Raw genomic sequence first — 23,541 nt, 5'->3', positions numbered from 1 at the left:
CGTAAAAATTACAGTTATCGTTATTATTCAAAAAGAAGTGCACTGCAACAAAGATGATCCCAGGATGGGTATAGGCGGTTGGCTTGCCGGAGGCGATATATTTTCTATGAGAAGCGGATGGACTACAGCAAATTTCGATAGCCATTGACCAGTACTAAACCCGCAAACCACAGATAAAGCAGGGCTGACAGCAGCAGGCAGCCTTGGGTAAAGCGCTGGCCAAACAGCCTGGCACCATGGGTGGCGCTGTAAACCATCAGTAAAGTCCAGGCCATGCCGCCGGCAAAAAATCCGCAAAGAAAACGTGTGGCAGAGAGCAGGCTGCCATCGGTGGCCTGGGCGATCAGGCTGCCACCTACGGCGGCAAACCAGAGAATGGATGAAGGCGAGGCCATGGCCAGCATCATGCCGCGGCCAAACATGCCCCGGCGGCCTGCATGGGGGATGGAGGGGCTTTCTGTGTGCCTGGCATCCTGCCACGCCTGGCGTGCCATTTTTACCGCGAGGTAAAGTAATACCGAGCCACCACCAAGCCAGGTCAGCCATCTTACGGCTGTAAACTGCAGTAAAACACTCATGCCTAACAGGGAAACAATCGCCCAAACCATATCACCAAAACATGAGCCAAAGCCCATCCACAGCGCGGGGCGGGGGCCGTGTTTCAGGCTGGTATCGATCAGGGCGACGTTGACGATGCCCAGATCCAGGCAAAGTGAAATAGAAAGTAAAAAACCGGTGATGAATACATCCATTTTAAGGCTCTGTCAGTGCTTGCCCGGGGCAGGTGAGAATACGGCAGGACGGGCAGTTTAACAGCTTGAGATAGGGGCTTGAATGGACGTATTACCTTTTGTCAGCAGAAATCAACTGAGTTTGGGGTGTGGTAGCAACCATGGGCTGATACAAGAAACCAGGCCTTAAACCACTTTGATTCGACACAGATGGAGACAAACGTCAGAAACCAGGTTTTTATGTTTGTGAAACTCCGTGTTCTCTGTGGTTCAAGGTTCAGGTTTTGCTGCGCAGTATTGCTTAAGATTTCCAGAAAACACGGGTAAACAAAATCAGCAGTGAAAAGACTTCCAGCCGCCCAAGCAGCATGGCGAAATTACAAATCCAGATTTGAATATCGCTGAGCACGCCGTAATTAGAGGCAGGGCCAACGACACCTAGCCCCGGGCCTGCGTTGTTGATACAGGCGATGACTGCCGTAAAGCTGGAAAGAAAATCCAGACCAGAGAGCAGGAGTAAAAAGGTGAGTACAAAAATACTCATTGCGTATAGAAAAATAAATCCCATCACCGCAAAAATAATCTGATGCGGGATGGCCATACCATTTACGCGCAGCGGATGAACGGCGTTTGGATGCAGTAAGCTGGACATTTGCCGGCCGGATTCACGCATCATAATCAGGGTTCGGATCATTTTAACCCCGCCGCCTGTAGAGCCGGAGCAGGCGGTGATGCAGGATAAAAACAGCATCAGCAGCGGTACAAAAATAGGCCACATGCCAAAATCCACACTGGCAAAGCCCGAATCGGTGGCAATGGAGACCAGATTAAAGGCCACATGCCTGAGCGAAGTAAAAAAATCGCCATAGGTTTTTTGAACCACTAAATAGGCCGCGCAGCCAAGGGTGCTGATCAGAATCAGCAGAATCATGGCTTTAAACTCAGAGTCTTTTAAATAGGCAGAGAGTTTTCGCCCGGAAAGCGCCGTATAGTGTGTGGCAAAATTAGTGGCGGCCAGCAGCATAAATACAATCAGTATGGCTTCGATTATGGGCGAATTAAAATAGCCGACACTGGCATCGTGTGTAGAAAACCCACCCAGGCACATCGCGGCAAAAGCATGGCAGACCGCATCAAGCCAGCTCATCCCGCCCGCAAATTTAAGCAGCAAAGTGCAGGCCAGCGTAAGCCCTGCGTAGACTATCCATAAATTACGCGCGGTTTCTCTGATGCGTGGGGTGAGCTTGGCATCTTTGATGGGGCCTGGTGTTTCGGCCTTAAAGAGCTGCATCCCCCCCACTCCCAGCATCGGCAGAATCGCCACCGCCAGCACGATAATTCCCATGCCGCCCAGCCAGTTAAGCAAATGCCGCCATAAATTAATTGAAGGGGGGAGGTGATCCAGCCCCGTTAATACCGTTGCCCCTGTGGTGGTGAGCGCCGACATGGTTTCAAAGTAGGCATGGGTAAAAGAGAGAGAGGGGTTAAACAGCAGCAGCGGCAAGGCAGAAACCGCGGGCAGTACCGTCCAAAGGCCAACTACCAGAACAAAGCCATCTCTTGCTTTCATTTCCCGCTTATAGCCATGGGTCAGCACAGCCAAAGCCACACTAAAAAGCAGCAGGAAGGTCAGCGAGGTGATAAAGGGGGCCAGCCCTTCATCATTGCAAAACCATGCCACCGCAATCGGCAGCAAAATCCACAGCGAAAACATGCCCGATACCCGGGCCAGAATATTCACTGTGGGGAAAATGCGTTGGGCGAGTGACATTAGAAAAACCCCATTTTTACGGCGAAGAGTTTTTCTACTTCTCTGATGTGCGCTTTGTTATCGACAAATAAAATGATGTGATCTTCCGCTTCAATCATGGTGTCCCCATGGGCAATCAGTACTTTTTCTCCGCGCACGATGGCTGCTAAATCAGCACCGGATGGCAATTTAATATCGTCCAGCTTTTTGCCAATTACCCGCGAAGTGGCAGAGGTGCCATGCACGATAAGCTCCATGGCTTCGGCTGCTCCACGGCGCAGGCTGTGCACAGCAACCACATCGCCGCTTCTGACGTGAGCGAGCAGGGAGCCGATGGTGGCAATGGCCGGAGAGATGGCCACATCGATTTTCCCGCCCTGCAGTAAATCCACATAGCGTGAGCGGTTAATAATGGCGATGGTTTTTCGTGCGCCCATTTGTTTGGCTAAGAGGCAGGACATGATGTTGTCTTCATCATCCGAGGTGAGGGCAAAATAGAGATCACAGCGCTCAATCTGCTCGCTTTCCAGCAGGGCTTCATCGGTTGCATCGCCCCTGAGTACCAGCGTTTTGGGCAGCGCTTCGGCCAGCCAGCTGGCACGCTCGCGATTGGCTTCAATGATTTTAACCTGGTAGTCTTTTTCTAAAGCCTGAGCCAGCCTGAAGCCCACATTGCCACCTCCTGAGAGGGTAATGCGCTTGATTGGGGTTTCTGTACCGCGCATTTCCTTGATGACATCCCGGATATGCTCGCTTGCAGCAAGGAAAAAAACCTCATCCCCCACTTGCAATATCGTATTGCCGTCAGGGTGAATGCGGTGGCCTTTGCGGTATATAGAAACTACCCGGCGATCAATCCCTGGCAGCAGGCGATTCAGCGAGGCCAGATCCTGGCCATCCATATGTGCGCCAGCCTCAACTCTGGTGGCAACCAGCTGGGCTTTGCCGTCGGCAAAATCCAGTACCTGCAGTGCTTCGGGGTTTTCTACAAGGCTGACTAAATAATCAGTCACAATTTGCGCCGGGGTAATGACATGATCGATTGCAAAGTTGCTCTCGATAAATAACTCCGGGTGAGCCAGCAAATCGGGATCGCGAATCCGTGCCAGCCGGGTAGGGATATTGAATAGCTCATAGGCAATTTTGCACGCCACCATATTAAGCTCATCCAGCGGTGTAACGGCAAGCAGCAGATCTGCATCTGCCGCTCCGGCAGCAGCAAGTACCGCCGGGCTGGCTGCGTGGCCTACCACGGTACGAAGGTCCAGCCGGTCTGCCAGTGGTTTTAAGCTTTCCGGGTTTTCATCCACAATGGTGACGTTATAGCGTTCGTGAACAAGCTGTTCAGCAACAGAGGCACCCACACGGCCGGCACCCAGGATCAAAATATTAGACACAGTGTTTTTCCATCTGATGAGCAAAATATGCAGACGTCAGCCTGAAACGGATAAGGCTGGCTTAAAAAAGCAGTCTGAACAATGCACGCGGCCAGAATACTTGCAAAGCCTTCGGGGGAAAGAGCTTGCTTTGATTGTTATATCTTAGCAAGTGAAAAAATATTGATAGTGCCGGATTGATGGCAACAGGCTTGCGGGCGATTCAGGGGGTCAGAGCGGGCGTTGCAGCGAATGCTGATGCCGGGTATATGCAAAATGATGTGTGGCTGCAGTATCTGCATCCAGGCTGATATGCGCTTCAGACAGCGCACGGTGAATTTGGCAGAGTAAATGGGGGTTTGCCAGATCTGTTGCCAGGTTTAAAGCCTGATTAAGCTGCATTTGTGCCTGAGCCCAGCGCTCCTCAGCCAGATCACACTGGCCCAGCCCCAGTAAGCTGCTGGCTTTATGCCACGGGTTGTCTTGCAGCTGGCTGATTTTTAAAGCGATATTAAGCTGGGTTCTGGCGTTTTCCAGATCACCTTGCTTTAAAAGCAATAAACCACTGATGCGGTAAATTTCGGTTTCGTGATCTAAATGGCGAACGGACAGCGACATATCTTTCGCGCTTTGCAACATGGTTTTTGCTTCATCGAGGCGCTCAAGGCTGTAAAGATCAACGGCAATATTGATATACACCTGAGAGCGCAAGACCGGATCATGGCTGGTGTGCAAAAAATCAAAAGCCTTGTAGTGGCATTGCAGTGCTGCTGAGTATTCTTCAAAGCCAAAATGCACTTGTCCAAGCCCGATCTGGGCCTGAATAAACGTGGTGAAGTTATTGTTCTGAAGCGCAAGCTCTGCACACTCGGTCCAGATTCGGGCCGCTTCTGTTGTTTCACCCAAATCAAGATAGCTGCGGCCAAGCTGTTCGAGCAGCAGTGCTTTTTCGTTTGAAGCTGGCAGAGCCAGCGCTAAAGCCTGGCCGAAGGTTGCCTGTGCATTCTGATGCTTGCCAAGCATCAGCTGCGCTTTGCCCCGCACGAGGCCCGCCAGCACTTCACCTTTGATATAACCCGTTGCCTGCGCCTGTGAGAGCGCATGCCCTGCCAGCTGCAGGCCTTCATTGGCCTGCGTGGCAAGGATTTCATCTGCGCTGTCAATTAAGCGATCAATATCAGAGGGAAGCGCTTTGGGCCTTGCCAGCATTATTCTTCCTCGGTACTGCGCTGTTTTTTAGGCACAGCAATACCCAGCTGTTTGAGCTTACGGTAAAGATGAGTGCGTTCCAGGCCCACTTTTTCTGCCACGCGGCTCATATTGCCGTTTGATAAATCAATTTGGCGCTCGATATAGAGTTTTTCAAACTGATCACGCGCTTCACGCAGTGGCAGGCTCAGATCAATATTGGGCAGACCCGATACATGCTGGTTGTGGCTTTCAGTGCTGATGCTGCCATTTGGAGCAAACTGAGACAAAAGACGCGCCAGAGGAGCGCTGTCTATTTCGCCATCACGGCTGGTAATGGCGACGCTTTTAACCACATTGGCTAATTCATCCAGATTACCGGCCCATACCTGGCGCGATAGCAGCTGCAAGGCCAGCGGGCTGAAGTAGCGGGGTCCCAGCTTATGCACACTGATGGCATCAGCAAGCAGTTTTTCAGCCAGCTGAGGAATGTCTTCGCGGTGCTCTGCCAGGGAAGGAATGGCAATGCTGAGCTGGGAAATATAATTTAATAACTCAGGTTCCAGCTGGCCAGCCAGAACACTTAATGGCTTGCTGGATGCACACACAAGGCGCACACGTTGTTTTTCCAGCTTAGGCAGAATGCTTTTCAGGCCCAGCTGAGCACGGCGATCCAGCCAGGCTAAATCGCGCAAAAATAAAATACCGCCCGTCGCTTTATTCAGCAGCTCTTGTGGCGCCTGAGCCAAATCTTCATTGGAGGGCGGCGAAACAAAGGGCGCATTGGGCAAATTCAGAAAACGGGCGCAGTGTTCAAATCCTACCCCAGGTAAGCCCAGCAGTAAGACCGGGCCCGGCCTGCCACGCAGCGGGCTGAGGGTGGATTGCAATTCCTGGATGGCACTGCCCGCGCCTAAACGCTCTAAAGTCGGGGCGCGTACAGATGTCTCGCTGGGCAGCGACAGGGCGCGCTTGACCGTAGCCAATAGTTTTTGCAAACCAATGGGTTTTTCGAGGAAATCAAGCGCCCCGATGCGGGTGGCTTCTACTGCTGTATCGATGGTGGCGTGGCCGGACATCATCACCACAGGCATGGTGAGCTGACCATTACGCGACCATTCTTTCAGCAGAGTAATACCATCCGTATCCGGCATCCAGATATCAAGCAGCACCAGACGTGGCTGGGATTGATTTCTAATTTTACGGGCGGCTTCTGCATTTTCGGCCAGCACTATGCCATAGCCTTCGTCTTGCAGAATTTCCGATAATAATTCGCGAATGCCGACTTCATCGTCGACGATCAAAATATCCTGACTAGCCAATTGCTTCCTCCGCGAGGGGCAGCTCGATTCTTACCCAAGCGCCGCCTTCATCCCTGTTGCCGGCCTGTATTCGGCCCTGATGTTCTTCGATTATTTTTTTTACGATAGCTAAACCTAAGCCTGTCCCTTTGATTTTAGTGGTGACATAGGGCTCAAAAATCCGAGATAAAAGTTCATTTGGAAATCCACTGCCACTATCTGTAACGGTTAGGCTTGCAAAACGTTCATTTTTTTCCATCTTAAGGTAAATCCGTTTGGGATTTTCGGAATTTTCCAGCCCTGTGATGGCGTCCTGAGCATTTTGCAAGAGGTTATGGATCACCTGGCGCAGCTGGGTAGCGTCGCCAAGCACGATTAAAGGCTCCTCGCTGACCTGATTTAAAATCAGCGGAGAGGCTTCATACAGCACTAAAATTTCAGTCAGCAGCTGCTGTAAATCCAGCGGCTTTTTCTTGCCGCTGGGCTGGCGTGCATAATCTCTGAACGCATCAACCATGTCTTTTAATGCACCCACCTGCCGCACAATCGTCTGGGTGTTTCTTGCCAGAAGCTCTGCACTGGCTTTATCCAGCTTATCTGCCAGCTTATGCTCCATCCGTTCTGCCGCTAATTGGATTGGCGTGAGCGGATTTTTAATTTCATGCGCTAAACGTCTGGCAACTTCCCCCCATGCTGCATCACGCTGAGCAGATAGTAAATCGGTGACATCATCAAATACCACTACAAAACCGGTGTGGCTGTCATCTTGCGGATCCAGTAAATGCGTGCCCCGGATATGCAAAACGCGCTTTGTATTAGCAAGTTCTAACTGATGCTGCCAACGGTCTTGCTCAGATAGTAATCTATCTGCGATCTGAGCACAAAAGGGTGTAAGTGCCGGATAGAATAAATGCCAGTTAGAAAGGGGCTCTGAGCCGATTCTTTCCGGGTCTATCCCCAGTATTCTTAAGGCGCTCTGGTTGGATGAGCGCAATTGCCATGCGTTATCAAAAGATAATACGCCTGCAGAGAGAGAACCCAAAATAGCACCCAGATGCGCCCGTCCTGCAGCCTGTTCGGCCTGATGCATTTCCAGCGTGCTGCGCGCCTCTGACAGCTGTCTGGTCATACGGTTAAACGAATGCGTGAGTATCCCCAGCTCATCCCTGCTGATTACCGGCTGCATTTGTGAGTAGTCGCCAGCAGCAACGGCACGGGTGCCTTCTGCCAGCACCGAGAGCGGAGCTGCAAGGCGGTCTGATAAGTAAATGGCCAGGGCCAGTGCGCCCAGCAGGGCCATTAACAGGGCAAGCGTCAGCGTCAGGCTGTAAATCAGTTTCAGCCCGCGCCTTGATTGCGATAATTGTTTGTAATCGTTGCGAACTTTCTCAACCAACTCGGCATCGGCAGCAAGCTGCTTAGGTACGGGTTGAACCAGCTGCAACAACCGTGTTTTTTCACCAAAATTGCTGGCGCGTACCGGCACAAGCACCCGCATGGACAGCCCCTGATCATTGAGTGGCTCAATGATTTTAAAGGGGGCGCGCATTGCCTGGCGCAGCTGGGTGCGATCGGGCTGAATGGGAAAAAGGCTGGCATTCTCGCCGCCGATATGGGCAAGCGTCTGGCCTGATTCGTTAAAGAGAGATAATTCCTGCACGCCTGTTTGCTCGCGAAGACGGCCCAGCCTCAGCAGCATCCCGGAGCTGCTGTCTTCGCTGATATCGAGCGCAATCACGCTGGCTTTTCTGGCCAGATCGCTCAACTGATAATCGATGGCGTTATGCCCCAGGTTCAGGCCACGATCCAGAGCATGATCGACGCGCACATCAAACCAGTTTTCAATACTGCGGTTTAAAAACTGCACCGACAGTGTGTAAACCAGCGTGCCGGGCAGTACGGCAACAAGGGCAAACATCAGCACCATTCTCAGCGTAAGCCTTGAGCCAAATACTTTGGCCCGCACTTTCTTAACAAGGCTGATTAAGCGAATGCTGACTAAAACCAGCAGGCCGCCCAGCAGCAGCAAGTTTAGTACCAGCAGCAAGGTGTAATACTCGGCAAAGGCTGAAGTGTTACCACTGGCGGTGGCCAGTAAGAAAATCAGAATTGCGCCCAGAGAGGCAAAAAACAGCAGCTTAGGTTTACTCATTACTGACGGCGTCTTCGGTGCGTACTTTGGCCAGATCGACCCAGGGCGATTCTAATTGCCATTCTTCGTGGCCAAAGGCGGTGAGCTGATAGGTTTTGGGCAGGCGGGAGCGATCAAGTTTTAAACGTACTTTGCCCGCAAAATCAGGATTGCGGTCGCGGGCAATATTGCTATCGGTGAGTACACCCCAGTTACGCACGATGCCCAAGGCGGCTAATGCATCATTTACATTGGGAAAATTGCGGTAAAAGCTGCCAATATGCAGGCGGTATTGCCGCGACAGCGAATGATAAGAAAGCTGGTAGCTCAGCATGGCATTGGGGCCAAAGCCATCTGAAAGCTGGCGATACCATGAGTAAATACGGGGGCGGGTCAGCTGAAACTCATACACAAAGGTCAGAGACAAGCCATTTTTGAGCGCTTCCTGTAAATCATTAGAAAGCGATACATCAAAGCGGGCAGCAATCTCAACACGATTATCCGCAAAGCTTGCCTCGGCTTTTTGCGCCTTAATATCACCAGCATCGGCCCAAACCCATGCGCAAAGCAGGCTGGCTATGCAAAACAAAGCCAGCTTGATAAGACGAGGCTGGCTTTGTGCATGGCGGGTCGTCATGCTGGATTTCAGCATGACGATAATCGCAATTCGCGGCGATTATGCCGTTTTGGCAAAAAGGGCGTAGAAAAAGCCATCATGTTCCGGTGTCGGCAGGAGTTGACCATCTGCGGGAATAAAATCAGGTAAAGGCAGTCGTTCTGCGTTGGCATGCCGAGCCGCAAATGCGCTCGCTGCCTCGGTATTTTCCGCCGCAAAAACTGAGCAGGTAGCGTACAGGAGTTTGCCACCGGGCGCTACGAGTGGCCAGAGTGCATCGAGCATTTGGGCTTGCTGGCGTGCGAAACCTGCAAAGTCTTCAGGACGGCGCAGCCACTTGATATCCGGGTGGCGGCGCACCACCCCTGTTGCGGAGCAGGGTACATCCGCCAGGATGCGGTCAAATTGTTTGCCATCCCACCAGGTGTCAGGCTGGCTGGCATCGCCAAGCTGTAAGGTGGCAGTCTGGCCCAGCCGGTCTACGTTTTCTTGCACACGGCGAAGTCGGGCTGCATCGTTATCGATGGCGGTTAAGCTGACTTTGGCCAGCTCTAAAATATGGCCACTTTTCCCGCCTGGTGCAGCACAAGAATCCAGCACACGCTGGCCATCGGCTACATCTAAAATCCTTGCGGCATATTGCGCGCCCAGATCCTGTACTGAAACCCAGCCATCAAAAAAGTGTGGTAAACGATCAACACCAACCGGGTTTTGCAGCTGAATGGACTGCCCGTCGCTGGAGCTGGCGGTTATTTCATCCTGAGCTAAAAGGGCGATATAGGCATCGCTGGTGGTTTTGTTCAGATTAACCCGCAGGGTCATTGGCGGATGCTGATTATTGGCCAGCAGGATATTGCGCCATTGTCTTGGATAGGTTTTGCGCATGGCTGAAATCCACCATGCAGGGTGAGAGTACTGGCCGTATTCGCTGTTTTGCGCCATTTTGAAGAGATCGTCTTTCTGGCGAAGGAAGTTACGCAGCACGCCATTCACCAGGCCCTTACCGTGGCCCGCACCGGTTTGCATCGCCACTTTAACGGCGTGATCCACAATAGCGTGCGGGGCAGAGCGGCTAAATTGCAGCTGGTAAATTGCAACCAGCAGCAGTGCTTTCAGCTCTGGCTCGTGTAAGGGCTTTTGCAATAGCTGTTTTAAAATACTTTCGATTAAGCCCAGCTGACGCAGGGTGCCGTAGCTTACATCCTGAATCGCGCCTTTTTGGCGCGGCAACAGGCTGGGGTCTTCGCGCCAGACCTTATTCAGGGCTTCGGTCAGGTTTTGGCCGGCAAGTACACCAGCGACAATGCGGCTGGCAAATTTTTGAGTAGCAAGCAAAATATTCTCTTTCTGTGAAATGGCCGCCAGTACAAACGCTGGATCTGCAAGCAGAAGCGTCTGTGACTGTGTGTCTAATGTAACAATTAACCGCGTGCAATCGCGTGCAATCTTGCAACGCGTTCTGCTGTTTGCGGATGGGTGCGAAATAAATCTGATAATCCACCGCCAATCAGCGGGTTGATAATCATCATTTGCGCGGTTTCCGGATGGGCATTGGCAGCGTGCATGGGAATGCCCAGTGCGTAAGCTTCAATTTTTTGTAAAGCATCGGCCAAAGCCAGCGGATCGCCTGAAATACGCGCGCCGCCGGCATCGGCTTCAAATTCCCGTGCACGGGAAATTGCCATTTGAATCAGTGAGGCAGCAATCGGGGCCAAAATGGCTAAAGCAATGCTGACAATCGGATTCATTGGCCGGCCATTTTCATCGCGGCCGCCAAAAAACATGGCAAAGTTAGCCAGTGCAGAAATGGCTCCGGCCATGGTGGCTGAAATGGTTGAGATTAAAATATCGCGGTGCTGAACGTGCGCCAGCTCATGAGCCATTACCCCGCGTAATTCACGGTAAGAAAGCACCCGCATAATGCCAGTGGTGGCTGCAACGGCGGCATTTTCCGGGTTGCGGCCGGTGGCAAAAGCGTTGGGCTGGTCTTCATCGATGACATAAACTTTTGGCATGGGCAGGCCTGCATTCCTGGAAAGCTCTTCCACCATTGCATAAAGTTCGGGTGCGCTATGGGCATCAACAGGGTGAGCGTTGTACATACGCAACACCATCTTGTCTGAATTCCAATAGGCCCAGACATTCATTCCACCCCCCAAAAGCAGGGCCAGCAGCATGCCGCTCTTGCCACCGAGCATTGCGCCTATCATCGCAAAGAGTGCAATAATGCCCGCCATCAGAATGCTTGTTTTTAGCCAGTTATTCATTTTCTACCCGGAAAATCAGATTGATTTCTATCAGATGCTTTTTTTTCAGAAAAATTCAATCTCTGTGCTCTGCCAATTAAAACCAGAGCCGGTCAGGGTTTGCGCTGCTTAAACCGGCATTCCCCGGGATTTTGCCTGTGGCCGCTAAAACGGCCGCCGAAAGAGAATGACGAACATGTTTGGGGCAGACTTTTATCTGCCGCCGCACCCAAAGCGCTTTCTTATTCCCCTAATTTTAAGCCTGCCTCAATGCTATTGCCCGACAAAAATGCGGCTGCTGTGACCCGTTTGCTGCCTGCTTTTTGCAGCTCGGTAATTCTGAGCGAGCCGCTGCCACAGGCAACAAGCAGCCCGTCTTTATCAGCAGCCAGTACAGTGCCGGGAGCGCCGCTTTGCTGGCAAACCGTGGCCTGCCAGATTTTCAGCGCCTGCCCTGTCAGCAGTGTCTGAGCTGAAGGATAAGGATTAAAAGCACGGATCATCTGATCCAGCCCGGCTGCAGATTTGTGCCAGTCGATTTGTGATTCTTCACGTTTTAGTTTATCGGCGTAAGTCACACCCGCTTCAGGCTGCACCTGGCGTGTTTGCTGCAGTGCGGGCAGATTTTCCAGCGCTTCAACAAGGGCCTTTGCCCCTTGGACAGCCAGCTTATCGTGCAGGCTGGCCGTGGTGTCATCTGCTTCGATGGCGGTGCGGTGGATGGATAACATGTCCCCCGTATCAAGGCCCGCATCCATTTGCATAATGGTGATGCCAGTCTCGGTATCCCCTGCCAGAATTGCCCGGTGAATGGGGGCTGCGCCACGCCAGCGGGGCAGCAGTGAGCCATGAATATTCAGGCAGCCAAGCTTTGGTAAATCAAGCACGGCCTGCGGCAGGATAAGGCCGTATGCCGCGACAATCATTACGTCTGCTTTTATTTCGGCTAATGGGGCCTGCTGCTCCGGAGTACGCAGCTTTTCCGGCTGATAAACGCGGATGCCATGCTGCTCTGCCAGTACTTTGACCGGGGATGCTGTGAGCTTCATTCCACGCCCTGCGGGGCGGTCTGGTTGTGTTAAAACGAGAGCAATGTCATGCCCTGCCGCAATCAGTGCTTGTAGCGCACAAGCGGCAAAATCCGGCGTGCCGGCAAAGATTATTTTCATGTTGTATGAGCCACGGTGGGCTGCTGTCGGGCCTTTATTGTGGTGAAAATACCGCAATGCAGGCCAGAGGGCGGCGATGAGTTACATGGTTTTACGCTGATTTTTTTTAAGTTTTTGCACGATACGACTCAATTTCAGCTTGGAGAGTTTTTCTACAAAAACTTTACCATCCAGATGATCTAATTCATGCTGAATGCAAATGGCGAGTAAACCGTCGGCTTCTAATTCAAAGATTTCGCCTTTAATATCAAGGGCGCGGACTTTAACCCGTTCGGCGCGTTCTACTTCTTCGTAGATGCCAGGAACAGAAAGACAGCCTTCTTCCCACATGGTTTTTCCATCCATCGTTACGATTTCAGGATTAATCAGCGCCATTAGGCTATTTTTCTCTTCAGAGATATCGATCACAACAACACGCTGGTGAACGTTCACTTGTGTGGCTGCTAAACCGATGCCTGGAGCTGCGTACATGGTTTCACTCATGTCGCGAACCAGCTGCTGTAAGCGATCATCGAATACAGTAACAGGCTTGGCAATGGTGTACAGCCTGTCGTCGGGGTAGTGCAAAATATTTAGAATGGCCATTTTAGTCTGTGCAAGTAAGAGCGGTGATTGCTACAAGCAAATTTCTTGCTTGTGGCTGTAAAATAAGCAGTAGTCAAATAAACATGTTCCGAAAAACTGATGTAAGCACTCGGCTAACATCTTTTTCGGCGGAGAGAAATCGCCATCATGCGAAAAACAATTATATCGCTACTTTGGGTAGGCGTACTTTTATCTGGGTCTGCAGTTGCAGATACTCTTGCCATGCAGGATAACGCGCCTGATCGTTATGTGGTGGTAAAAGGCGATACCCTCTGGGGTATTTCGGGTCATTTTTTGAAACAACCATGGCGCTGGCCGGAAATTTGGCAGCTTAATAAAGCGGACATTAAAAATCCACACTGGATTTATCCGGGTGATGTGGTGCTGCTGGATAAGAGCAGCGGTGAGCCGCGTCTGCGCTTGCTTAAAAACGAAAAATCGCCTGCATCTGCGCCGGTTTCGGGCAAGGTGTCACCGCGTATTCGCTCGACCTCTCTGGCGGATGGCGCAACACCAAGTATCCCTTTATCTGCAATCAGCCCCTTCCTGAATAAACCACTGGTGATTGATAACGAAACCTTCGCCGCTGCACCGCGAATTGCCGCTGGTCCGGATGAGCGTGTGATTTTTGCCAGTGGAGATAAGGTCTATGCAGTTGGCCTGACAGGTGAAGTTGGGGATAACTGGCAGGTTTTCCGTGATGGTAAAAATCTGATTGATCCTGATGATCCTGAAAGAAAACGGGTCATTGGCCATCAGGTTGAATACCTGGGGGATGCCCGTCTGGAGGTCACAGGTGATGTGGCAACATTGCGCCTGACTTCTTCAAAAGAAGAAATTCTGGTGGGCAGCCGCCTGATTCGTGCCAATGAAGCCCCTTTCCTTAATTTTGTACCTCATGTGCCGGAAACCCCGGTGAGTGGCCGTGTGGTTTCATCTTATGGTGGCGTGGCTGAAGCGGGGCCTCTGACAACGGTTGTGATTAACCGCGGCTCAGATCAGGGTGTGGATGTGGGCAGTGTGTTTTTTAACTACAAGGCTGGCCGCCTGATTCGCAAGGAAAATCGCAACGAGCCTGATCGTTATACCCCGGTAGAAAAAAACGGTAATTTATTTATTTACCGTGTTTTCCCGGCGTTTTCCTATGGCTTAGTGCTGGATAGTACCCGAGCGGTGAATGTGGGCGACGAGGTGAAAACGCCTTGATGAGCGAGGATGAAGTGCGGCTTTGGCTGCGCTTCACCACCGTGACCAAAGTGGGGCCCAGAAAGCAAATTGCGCTTTTAAGCCGCTTTGGAACGCCAGAGGCCGTGTTTGCAGCCAAACCGGCCGGGCTGGCTGAAGTTCTGAGTCCCTTAGTATTAAAAGCCTGGCTGGATAGCCCGGATATTGAAGAAACTGTCCGGCAAACCCTTGCCTGGCAGGCAGAAGAAGGCAATTGTCTGCTGTGCCTTGGCGATGCAGATTACCCGTCCAGCCTCCTGGATTTACCCGATGCGCCGGTACTCTTGTATATAAAAGGGCGCACAGATTTATTGTCTGCTCCGGCACTGGCCATTGTTGGCAGCCGGAACGCCAGCCCGCAAGGCATCATAAATGCAAGAGAGTTTGCTCAATGCTTCAGCGGGGCAGGGCTTAGCGTGGTGAGCGGCCTTGCTGCAGGGATTGATGCGGCAGCCCATCAGGGGGCACTTGCAGCCGCTTCATCGACCATTGCGGTGGTAGGAACGGGGCTCGATCGGGTGTACCCGGCCAGCAATCGTGAATTGGCACATCAAATTGCCAGTGATGGCGTGATCCTTTCTGAGTTAGCCTTAGGCAGTCCTCCCAAAGCAGAACATTTTCCCCGGCGTAACCGAATCATCGCCGCACTGGGGCTGGGGTGCCTGGTGGTTGAGGCCACCGTGGGCAGCGGCTCCTTGATAACGGCGAAACAGGCCGCAGATATAGGGAGAGAGGTTTTTGCCATACCAGGCTCCATTCACTCACCCATGGCAAGAGGTTGTCATCAGCTGATCAAGCAGGGAGCCAAGCTGGTTGAGTCAGCTGAGGATGTATTATCCGAGCTGGCTTGGGCTAGCCCCGTGCAAGGACCAGGCAAGCAAAAAGCATCAAAAAGTAGTCCTTTTTTACAAAATATGGGTTTCGATCCCGTCGATATTGAAACATTGTCACAACGCTGCGGCTTGACGACAGACAGGCTATCCGCGATGCTGTTGACCTTGGAGCTTGAAGGTTGCATTGTCGCCCTGCCCGGTAGCCGCTATCAGCGGATTGCCTGAGCAGGGCGTAAGTATTTGCTCTGTCCATTTTGGATGCTTGCTTGCCCCGCCCGATTTCCTGCTATATCCATAGAGCTGATTGCTTTGGATATATATGCAAAATGTTGTGAGATGCGCTGCTTATAGTAAGGGATGTGTTTTTTTTGCTCAGGTATGCTCTTGTAAAACAAGGGTTTGCCGTCATTAATACGCCACCTGCTGTTAAGTCAGTCCTTTAATTTATATATAAACGTGCCGGGGACCCATGCCCGCAAATCTATTGATTGTCGAATCGCCGTCTAAGGCGAAAACGCTGCTTAAATATCTTGGTAAGGATTTCCAGATCCTTGCTTCCTATGGTCACGTCCGTGGATTGGTCAGAAAGGACGGCTCGGTTGATCCCGAGAATGATTTTAAAATGAAATACCAGGTGATCGAACGGAATAAAAAACACGTCGATGCTCTGGTTGCCGCTGTGAAAGAATCCACCAATATCTTTCTGGCAACTGACCCGGACCGCGAAGGTGAAGCGATTTCCTGGCATATCATGGAAATTTTACGCTCTAAAAAACTGCTGACTGCCAGTCGCACTTTTAAGCGCGTGGTGTTCCATGAAATTACCGAAACTGCCGTACTCAATGCCGTGGCAAATCCGCGCGATATTGACAGCGATCTGGTGAATGCTCAGCAGGCACGCAGTGCTTTGGATTACCTGGTTGGGTTTAATTTATCCCCGCTGCTTTGGCGTAAAGTGCGCTCCGGCCTTTCGGCTGGCCGTGTGCAAAGCCCGGCACTTCGCCTGATTTGCGAGCGTGAGATCGAAATTCGCGCGTTTACCTCGCAAGAGTACTGGTCAGTTCACCTTGATACCCATCAGGGCCGAAGCAAGTTTGGTGCAAAACTGACCCAATGGCAGGGCAAGAAGCTCGAGCAGTTTGATATCCCCGATACGGGTACGCAAGAGCGCATTCTTGATGCGCTCAGCGGCCAGACTGCTGAGATTCAGGCTGTAGACAAGAAAAAGAAATCGCGCAGCGCTGCTGCGCCGTTTACAACGTCTACTCTGCAACAGGAAGCGGTTCGTAAGCTGGGTATGACCACAGATCGCGCTATGCGTACAGCTCAGCAGCTTTATGAAGGGATGAGCATTGGTGGTGAAACCGTCGGTTTGATTACCTATATGCGTACTGACTCTGTGGCCCTGGCCAACGATGCGCTGGACGAAATCCGTTCGTATATTGGCGAAAAATTTGAGAAAGAATACCTGCCTAATTCGCCGGTTATTTTCAAAAACAAAGCTAAAAACGCACAAGAAGCGCACGAAGCGATTCGCCCGACTTCGATTTATCGCTCGCCAGATGCGGTGAAAGCCTATTTAACAGCCGATCAGTTTAAGCTTTACCAAATGATCTGGAAGCGCACCTTAGCCAGCCAGATTGCTGCGGCTAAGTTTGATACGGTGGCTGTTGATATTGCCGTTGGCCCGGATGCCATTTTCCGCGCCACTGGCCAGACCCTGGTATTTCCTGGCTTTATTGCCGTTTATCAGGAAGATACCGATGATGAAGAAGAAGAAGACGAAGCACGCCTGCCGGTACTGAATGTGGGCGATAAGCTGCCGGTAGATAAGTTATCCGGCGAGCAGCATTTTACGCAGCCGCCACCGCGCTTTACTGAAGCTTCTTTGGTTAAATCGCTGGAAGAATTTGGTATTGGCCGCCCGTCTACCTATGCATCGACCATTAAAACGCTGAAAGATCGCGAGTATGTGATCCTTGATAAAAAGCGTTTTACCCCGACCGATACCGGCGAAGTGGTGAATAAATTCCTTACTGAGCATTTTACCCAGTATGTGGATTACAACTTCACTGCCAAGCTGGAGGATAAGCTGGATGAGATTTCTACCGGTAAACGGGATTGGATTCCGGTGCTGGCAGATTTCTGGAAAGGGTTTCATAAGCAATGTGAAGAAAAAGCCGGCTTATCGCGTAAAGAAGTCACCCAGGAAGAAATGGACGAAGACTGTCCAAAATGTGGCGTGGCAAAACTGGCGATCCGTTTAGGTAAACGCGGCCGCTTTATTGGCTGCACTACGTATCCGGAATGCGATTACACCCGCAATCTGGGGGATGACGCCGATACCGCGCCAACCGAGCCTGAAGTCGTACCTGACCGCACCTGCCCGAAATGTGAATCGGCACTGCATATCAAGGTAGGGCGTTATGGTAAGTTTATTGGCTGCTCGGCCTATCCAAAGTGTAAGCATATCGAGCCACTCGAAAAACCGCGTGATACAGGTGTTGAGTGTCCGGAATGCAAAAAGGGCAGCCTGATCGAAAGAAAGAGCCGCTACGGTAAGCTCTTTTACTCGTGTAATACCTATCCGGATTGCAAATACGCAACCTGGAATCCACCGATTGCCGAATGTTGCCCGCAGTGTAAATGGCCAGTGATGACCATTAAGGTGACCAAGCGTCGTGGTACAGAAAAAGTGTGCCCACAGAAAGAATGTGGTTATGTGGAAGTCATCGAAGGGCCTGCGCCAAAAGCTGAAAAAGCTGAGGCGGAGTAAGGTGTTGGGGTGAGCTTGAAGCTCACCCTCATTACCTTTGTAGGGCGGAAATAATCCGCAATGCTTAGTTTCAGAGTCCCCGAATCAGCACTTTGGGGCACTCTTCAAAAGAGGTTTGCCGTGCAGCGCAATGTATTATCTGATCCTGATTTCGAACTTCGGAGCGAACTTGGGCTGTTGCAAACTTACTTTGAAGCTTTTGACAGCACCGTGGCGGCTTTGCTCGATACCAGCAAGCAAGACATGCTGGAGGCTTTGCAAATTTTGGCCGAAGCGTCTAAAAGCAGCGCGGCTTGCCTGTATCTGAATACCCCTGATAATCAGGTTTCACATCTGACTTCTGCATGGCGCTCACCCGATACCCGCCTTGCTGATTTCACGCCGGATCCCTGCCGCTCGCTTGATTACAGCAGTTATCCGCTGCTGGCAGATACGCTGGCTGTGGGCATGATGCTGAGTAAGTCTCTTTTAGAATTACCCCTTGCTGAACAAATGCTGATGGCACAAATTGGTGTTCGTCAGCTTTTGTGCATTCCCCTGCTTGAAAAAGGCGAGCCATTTGGCTTCCTGTGTTTTTTAAATGATGCAGAAATTCTGCGCAGCCGCAGTGAGTTACGCCTGCTGGCGATGCTGAGCAATCATGTGGCGCAGGCCATGGTTAAAAAGCGGGTAGAGCAGGAGCTGCTGTGCAATCAGCAGCGCTTACGTGCTTTGGTTGGCGTGCTGCAAGATATGGTGTTTGAGTGCAATCAGCAGAGCGTGATTGTCAGCGTGTGGTCCGGGCACCCGGATTTGCCTTCTGCTGAAATGCTGCAGGGCCGTGCCATTATTAGTGTGCTGCCTTACGAGCTGGCCTCTGAGCTGGTGCACTATCTGCCGCGTATTTTGCAAAATAAAGAAAGCGCCCAATTTAACTGCACCGTGCAAACGACCAAAGGGCCCGTGTATTTATTGGTTCGTTTGCAGCCAGTGCAAGCGCCAAACGGGCAAAACCATGCGGTGGCCCTTGTCCACGATGTAACGGCGCTGATGCTGGAAGACGCGCAGCGCAAGACCATGCTGGATACGCTGAATTTGCTTGAAGAAGCGGTGATTGATCTGGCGCCGACCGGCGAGCTGGTGCGTACCACGCCTGCATGGGCAAAGCTGCGTGGTCTTGATTTGCGTGAAATGGCAAAAGATCTGGGGCAGCCACTATTTGCCTGGGTGCATTCTGGCGATGGAATGCTGATGGTTGAGGCACTCTCAAAAATACTCAAAACAACCGAGCCTGTCAGCCAGCGCTTCAGACTGATTCAGGCCAGTGGTGAATACCTGTGGGTTGAGGCCCGCCTGATTGCTCACCGTACCCCTGATGGCTTGTTAGCGGCGATTCGTGGCGTGTTGCGCGATGTTACTGTCAGCCATTTAAATGAGCAGCATATTACCCAGCTGGCGCTTTACGACACGCTGACCAAGCTGCCCAATCGCCTGATGCTCGATAGCGAGATTCACAGCGCGATCGACAGAGCCCGTATTCAAAACACCAAAGTTGCGCTTGGTTTTATCGATCTGGATCACTTTAAGCAGATTAATGATGCATTTGGCCATCAGGTTGGCGATGAGCTGCTGGTTAATGTGGCGCGGCAGCTGGAAAGTGTTTTACGCGAAAATGATGTGATCGCCCGCTGGGGCGGGGATGAGTTTGTTGTTTTAATCCCGGATTTAAGTGATTTAAATGTGATGCGGGAGTTATCTGAGCGCCTGAAAAACGCCGCCAGAAAAGGCGTCACCATTAACGGCATGGAAACCCAGCCGACTATTTCGCTGGGCTTTGCTGTGTTTCCGGATAACGCAGAATCGGGTGAAGAGCTGCTCTCTGCTGCCGATCACACCATGTATCACGCCAAGCATACCGGGCGTAATAATGTCTGTTTCTACAGCGATATTGTGCATTTAAAGGCGCTGGGCCGAGAACATGTCGCCATTCAGTCCCGCCTTTCAACCGCAATCCGCGATCAGCGCCTGCAAGTGTTTTACCAGCCAGTGGTGGATGGCAGAACGGGTGAAGTGCTGATGGTTGAAGCGCTGGCTCGCTGGCAGGATGAGCAAAGTGGCTGGATCAGCCCTGAGTTATTTATCCCCATGGCCGAAAAAGTAGGCCTGATTCAGGAATTATCCGAGCTGGTGATAGAGCAAAGCTTTATTAAACTGCGCGAATGGCGGGATGCAGGCCTTAAGCAAAGATTGATGATCAATATCTCGCGCAGCCAGTTGTTTCAGCCGCAATTTGTGACTCAGCTGAATGAGAAGCTCATGCAGCACCGTTTGCGGGCCGAAGATGTGGTGCTGGAAATCACCGAATCGGTTGCGCTGACTGATTACTCGCGCCAGCTGCGTCATTTACGTCAGCTCAATGCATCGGGCTTTGAAATCGCCATTGATGATTTTGGCACCGGCTATTCATCGCTCTCCCAGCTGCATGAAATGCCTGCACAAATTATTAAAATTGATGTCTCTTTTGCCTTGCGCCTGCACACCGAAGACGGCCGCCGCATTATGCAGGCCATTGTGCAGCTTGGCCTGGGGCTGGGTTTAGAGATTATTGTGGAAGGCGTAGAAAACCTGGAAACCGCCCGCTTTCTGCAAGGCCTGGGCGTGCAATGCATGCAGGGCTTTTACTTTAGCGAGCCTGTGCCCAGTGGCGTGGCTGAGTTGTGGATGAGATTAGGTTTACAGGCCAAGATTTAGCCGTTGCTGTTTTAAACTGAAAATCACTTTAAAAAAAGCCGTCCCTTGCCTGGCAGGGGACGGCTTTTTGATCAGCGGATACTGTGGCTGAGGTGCTGGCGCTGATTAAGCAGCAGATAGCCGCCTAAGCCCGCCCCAACTGTGCTGAGCAGTAAAAGATAGTAGCTTGGTGCCAGCACATCGGATTTAATCCAGAGCGATAAAACAACGGGCGTTAGCCCGCCTGCAAACGCATAAGCCACATTGTAAGAGAAGGACAAACCGCTGAAGCGAATCGCAGCGGGGAAGGCCTTGATCATCAAAAGCGGCACCGCACCCACAATCCCAACGGTAAAGCCCATCACCGGGTAGAGCAGGGCGAGCTGACCCGTGTCATGGCTCATGGTGTGATAAAAGGCGTAGCTGCTGCCGCCCAGCAAGACGCTGCCAATCAGCAGGGTAAGGCCGCTGCCCAGCTTATCTGATGCCCAGCCAGCCACAATACAGCCCATGCTCAGTGCCACGATGGCATAGCAATTGGCACGCAGGGAATCAACCGGCAGCACTGAAAACTGCTTTTGCAAGTAGGCTGGCGTCATCAGAATAGCAACTACAATAGCTACCGCCAGCAAACAAGTGCCAAGCATTGAAATCACAATGCTCTGGCGATGATCCCGTAATACTTTTTTGAGTGGCAGCTCGTCTGCAAGATGCTTTTTGGCCTGCAGCTCTAAAAATACCGGTGTTTCATGCAGCCATTTACGCAGATACATGGCGATCAGGCCGAATATGCCGCCAATTAAAAAGGGCACACGCCATGCCCATGCTTCCAGCTCGGCAGGGCTGAACAGGCTGTTAATCGCCATAGCAATTAATGCGCCTAATAAAATACCCAGAGTCAGCCCGGAAGTAATGATGCTGCAGGCCAGCCCGGTGTGGCGCTCTGGCGCATGCTCGGCAACAAATACCCATGCACCGGGCACTTCGCCACCAATGGCCGCGCCTTGCAAAATACGCAAAGCCAGCAGGCACAGCGGGGCCCAGATGCCGATTTGCTGGTAGGTGGGCAGCAAGCCAATCATCAGTGTGGGCAGGGCCATCATTAAAATACTGAGCGTGAACATTTTTTTGCGGCCCAGCAAATCACCAAAATGGGCCATTGCAATCCCACCCAATGGGCGGGCCAGGTAGCCGGCGGCAAAAATACTGAAAGTCTGGATTTGTCTGAGCGCATCAGGAATATCAGGCGGGAAAAAAAGCTTGCCTAAAACCACGGTGAAAAACACAAAAATAATAAAATCGTAAAACTCTAAAGCGCCACCCAGCGATGCTAATCCTAAGATTTTGCAGTCTTCCCTGTTTAAAGGCCTGGCCGCGGATATATTTCCCTGCTGGATTTGGTCTCTCATTCCATATTCTCTTATGTAGCTGATTTGGCAGAAAACTTCGGCTTTGATCGAGATTACTGGAGGGGATAAGCGCAGGCAAGGTTTATTGTAAGCGAGTAAGGTGTTTTGTTGCAGTGAGTGAGGATCATCTTCAGTATCAAGCAAAGCTGAGCTGTCACTTGTATATAAAAAAACTGATGCGCTTGCTACAGAGCAAGCGCCCGTAGCATTTTGACTATCGCTGAATCCTTTTTGAATTTTGCCGGCTCTTGCTAAGAGTCATTCACAGCAAACTAAGGATTCACCATGTTCTTCATTAAACGCAATCTTCCCCTGTGGGAACGCGTTCTTCGTATCGCACTTGGTTTAGGAATTGTCTGGGCTGTTTGGGCGGGGCTGACTGCCGGTATAGTCAGCTTTATCGCCAGATCGGTGCGCTGCGCACCGTGGTTACGTTGGCAAGCTGGTTGTTTCGCATCGTCGAGCGCGAGTGCTATCGCTTGTTTCGCCGCCAAAAATATGCCGAATCGCTGGGCGAGCTGGCACCACATGACATACCTCATTCACCGCCCGTCCCCGCCGACCTGAGGATGGATTTAATCCGAGCATTGCAGCAGCTCACCCCAATTTATCGCGAGATTTTACTGCTGCGCGATGTACACGAGCTGACCGCACCTGAGGTAGCGGCCGAACTGGGCCTGAGCCTGGAGGCAGTCAAAAGTCGCTTGCACCGGGCCAGAGCTCAGGTGCGCGAGCAGCTTTTGGCTAGTGGTTATTGGCGGAAAGATGAGGCGGTGCAAGTTGGGGAATGAATGATACTTTTCTAAAAATGGAGACGGATTTTATTTAAAAAATAATAAGTTGAATTAACTGCGGCCTCCCTGCTGGTTGGACATATAATGGTTTTTATAATCGAAGTGTTTATTTGGAGCAGTTCTTTAACTTTGAGTGAAAAAATACTTAACTCCCGTTCTTTGGTTTTTCGATCAATCTAAAAAATATTTTTTAATATATGGTGGTGCCATGGAAAATCCTGAGCGAGTATTTAAGTCTTTCATCGTTATTTTGCCATTTATATTGATTTACAATATGGCCCATTTTTTTATGAGCAATATAGAAAATACAAAAACTACTTTTAGTTTACTTTTTGATTTGCCTTTAATGATTATGACTTTGCCATGGTCTATATGGCTGACATCAGGAGTCGAAATACTGCTAGAGAGCAAGTTTCACCCAAAAACTATTCAAGGGATTATAACTGTAATTTTGTTTTCTTTTTTATGGATGCATTCATATTTCTTTGTTGGATTTATTTATTTTGGAAAACTTGTTAAATGGGGAGTAGTTGTCCCTGCAATATTATTATTTTTATTTATTTTTGGATGAAAAATGAGAGGTATAAGGTCCATGGTTTTTTTTAGGGAATAAGAAGCCTGAAACTATACCCAGTTGTATGGTTTGGCTTTTTTAGCTTTCATGAGACATAAAAATTTCTTACTTGGCGAGGTAAACGCCACA

18 protein-coding genes are annotated in these 23,541 nt (G+C 51.0%); 6 read left to right on the top strand and 12 right to left on the bottom strand.

The genetic code is table 11. From position 1 onward, the window contains the following. Positions 1-122 precede the first annotated feature (122 nt). The 11 genes from HA050_RS03095 to def form a co-directional block, all read right to left on the bottom strand. Positions 123-752, bottom strand: coding sequence for a LysE family translocator (locus HA050_RS03095; RefSeq protein WP_166821875.1), 630 nt, complete (start codon positions 750-752; stop codon positions 123-125). A 280-nt stretch (positions 753-1,032) separates the two neighbouring features. Next, positions 1,033-2,502 carry a TrkH family potassium uptake protein gene (locus HA050_RS03090; RefSeq protein ID WP_166821872.1) on the bottom strand — a complete coding sequence of 490 codons (1,470 nt, stop codon included), beginning with the start codon at positions 2,500-2,502 and terminating at the stop codon, positions 1,033-1,035. Then, entirely contained in the window at positions 2,502-3,878 is a 1,377-nt protein-coding gene (trkA, locus tag HA050_RS03085) for a Trk system potassium transporter TrkA (protein ID WP_166821869.1), read from the bottom strand. Before trkA ends, HA050_RS03090 begins: the two co-directional genes overlap by 1 nt. Before the next feature lie 210 nt (positions 3,879-4,088). Beyond that, positions 4,089-5,066, bottom strand: coding sequence for a tetratricopeptide repeat protein (locus HA050_RS03080; RefSeq protein WP_166821867.1), 978 nt, complete (start codon positions 5,064-5,066; stop codon positions 4,089-4,091). Beyond that, complete coding sequence (locus HA050_RS03075; RefSeq protein ID WP_166821864.1) at positions 5,066-6,367, bottom strand: sigma-54-dependent transcriptional regulator; 1,302 nt, start codon at positions 6,365-6,367, stop codon at positions 5,066-5,068. The genes HA050_RS03080 and HA050_RS03075 overlap by 1 nt, the downstream gene beginning before the upstream one ends. Next, positions 6,360-8,498: a sensor histidine kinase gene (locus HA050_RS03070; RefSeq protein WP_166821861.1), complete on the bottom strand. Its 2,139-nt coding sequence runs from the start codon at positions 8,496-8,498 to the stop codon at positions 6,360-6,362. The genes HA050_RS03075 and HA050_RS03070 overlap by 8 nt, the downstream gene beginning before the upstream one ends. Further along, a complete protein-coding gene (locus HA050_RS03065; RefSeq protein ID WP_099396708.1) occupies positions 8,491-9,129 on the bottom strand; it encodes a DUF4390 domain-containing protein in 639 nt (212 codons plus the stop codon). Before HA050_RS03065 ends, HA050_RS03070 begins: the two co-directional genes overlap by 8 nt. 24 nt (positions 9,130-9,153) lie before the next feature. After that, on the bottom strand, positions 9,154-10,428 hold the full coding sequence (rsmB, locus tag HA050_RS03060) for a 16S rRNA (cytosine(967)-C(5))-methyltransferase RsmB (RefSeq protein ID WP_166821858.1): 1,275 nt from the start codon (positions 10,426-10,428) through the stop codon (positions 9,154-9,156). A gap of 86 nt (positions 10,429-10,514) precedes the next feature. Further along, positions 10,515-11,360, bottom strand: coding sequence for a zinc metalloprotease HtpX (gene htpX / locus HA050_RS03055; RefSeq protein WP_166821855.1), 846 nt, complete (start codon positions 11,358-11,360; stop codon positions 10,515-10,517). A gap of 221 nt (positions 11,361-11,581) precedes the next feature. Continuing rightward, the gene (gene fmt, locus HA050_RS03050; RefSeq protein WP_166821852.1) at positions 11,582-12,508 is read right to left on the bottom strand and encodes a methionyl-tRNA formyltransferase; all 927 of its coding nucleotides are present in this window, start codon (positions 12,506-12,508) and stop codon (positions 11,582-11,584) included. An 81-nt stretch (positions 12,509-12,589) separates the two neighbouring features. After that, positions 12,590-13,093 (bottom strand): peptide deformylase, encoded by a 504-nt coding sequence (def, locus tag HA050_RS03045; RefSeq protein WP_166821849.1) that lies wholly within the window; start codon positions 13,091-13,093, stop codon positions 12,590-12,592. A gap of 147 nt (positions 13,094-13,240) precedes the next feature. Between def and HA050_RS03040 the strand changes: the two genes are divergently transcribed. The 4 genes from HA050_RS03040 (at position 13,241) to HA050_RS03025 (ending at position 20,656) form a co-directional block, all read left to right on the top strand. After that, on the top strand, positions 13,241-14,299 hold the full coding sequence (locus HA050_RS03040) for a LysM peptidoglycan-binding domain-containing protein (RefSeq protein ID WP_166821846.1): 1,059 nt from the start codon (positions 13,241-13,243) through the stop codon (positions 14,297-14,299). Beyond that, entirely contained in the window at positions 14,299-15,375 is a 1,077-nt protein-coding gene (gene dprA, locus HA050_RS03035; RefSeq protein ID WP_166821843.1) for a DNA-processing protein DprA, read from the top strand. Before HA050_RS03040 ends, dprA begins: the two co-directional genes overlap by 1 nt. Positions 15,376-15,619: 244 nt before the next feature. Next, positions 15,620-17,926 carry a type I DNA topoisomerase gene (gene topA, locus HA050_RS03030; protein ID WP_166821840.1) on the top strand — a complete coding sequence of 769 codons (2,307 nt, stop codon included), beginning with the start codon at positions 15,620-15,622 and terminating at the stop codon, positions 17,924-17,926. Positions 17,927-18,046: 120 nt separating this feature from the next. Beyond that, positions 18,047-20,656, top strand: coding sequence for a sensor domain-containing phosphodiesterase (locus tag HA050_RS03025; RefSeq protein ID WP_166821837.1), 2,610 nt, complete (start codon positions 18,047-18,049; stop codon positions 20,654-20,656). A 71-nt stretch (positions 20,657-20,727) separates the two neighbouring features. On the opposite strand, the gene HA050_RS03020 is transcribed toward HA050_RS03025, so the two are convergent. Continuing rightward, entirely contained in the window at positions 20,728-22,044 is a 1,317-nt protein-coding gene (locus tag HA050_RS03020; protein WP_166821833.1) for an MFS transporter, read from the bottom strand. A 314-nt stretch (positions 22,045-22,358) separates the two neighbouring features. Between HA050_RS03020 and HA050_RS03015 the strand changes: the two genes are divergently transcribed. Further along, positions 22,359-22,835, top strand: a complete 477-nt coding sequence (locus HA050_RS03015) for an RNA polymerase sigma factor (protein WP_166821830.1) — start codon at positions 22,359-22,361, stop codon at positions 22,833-22,835. 211 nt (positions 22,836-23,046) lie between these two features. Continuing rightward, complete coding sequence (locus tag HA050_RS03010; protein WP_205836263.1) at positions 23,047-23,409, top strand: hypothetical protein; 363 nt, start codon at positions 23,047-23,049, stop codon at positions 23,407-23,409. Positions 23,410-23,541: the final 132 nt, after the last annotated feature.

Source organism: Iodobacter violaceini (genome assembly GCF_011601265.1).
Classification (GTDB): Bacteria; Pseudomonadota; Gammaproteobacteria; order Burkholderiales; family Chitinibacteraceae; genus Iodobacter; species Iodobacter violaceini.
The sequence above is the reverse complement of the archived record's forward strand: the minus strand, read 5'-3'. Positions and strand labels throughout refer to the sequence as shown.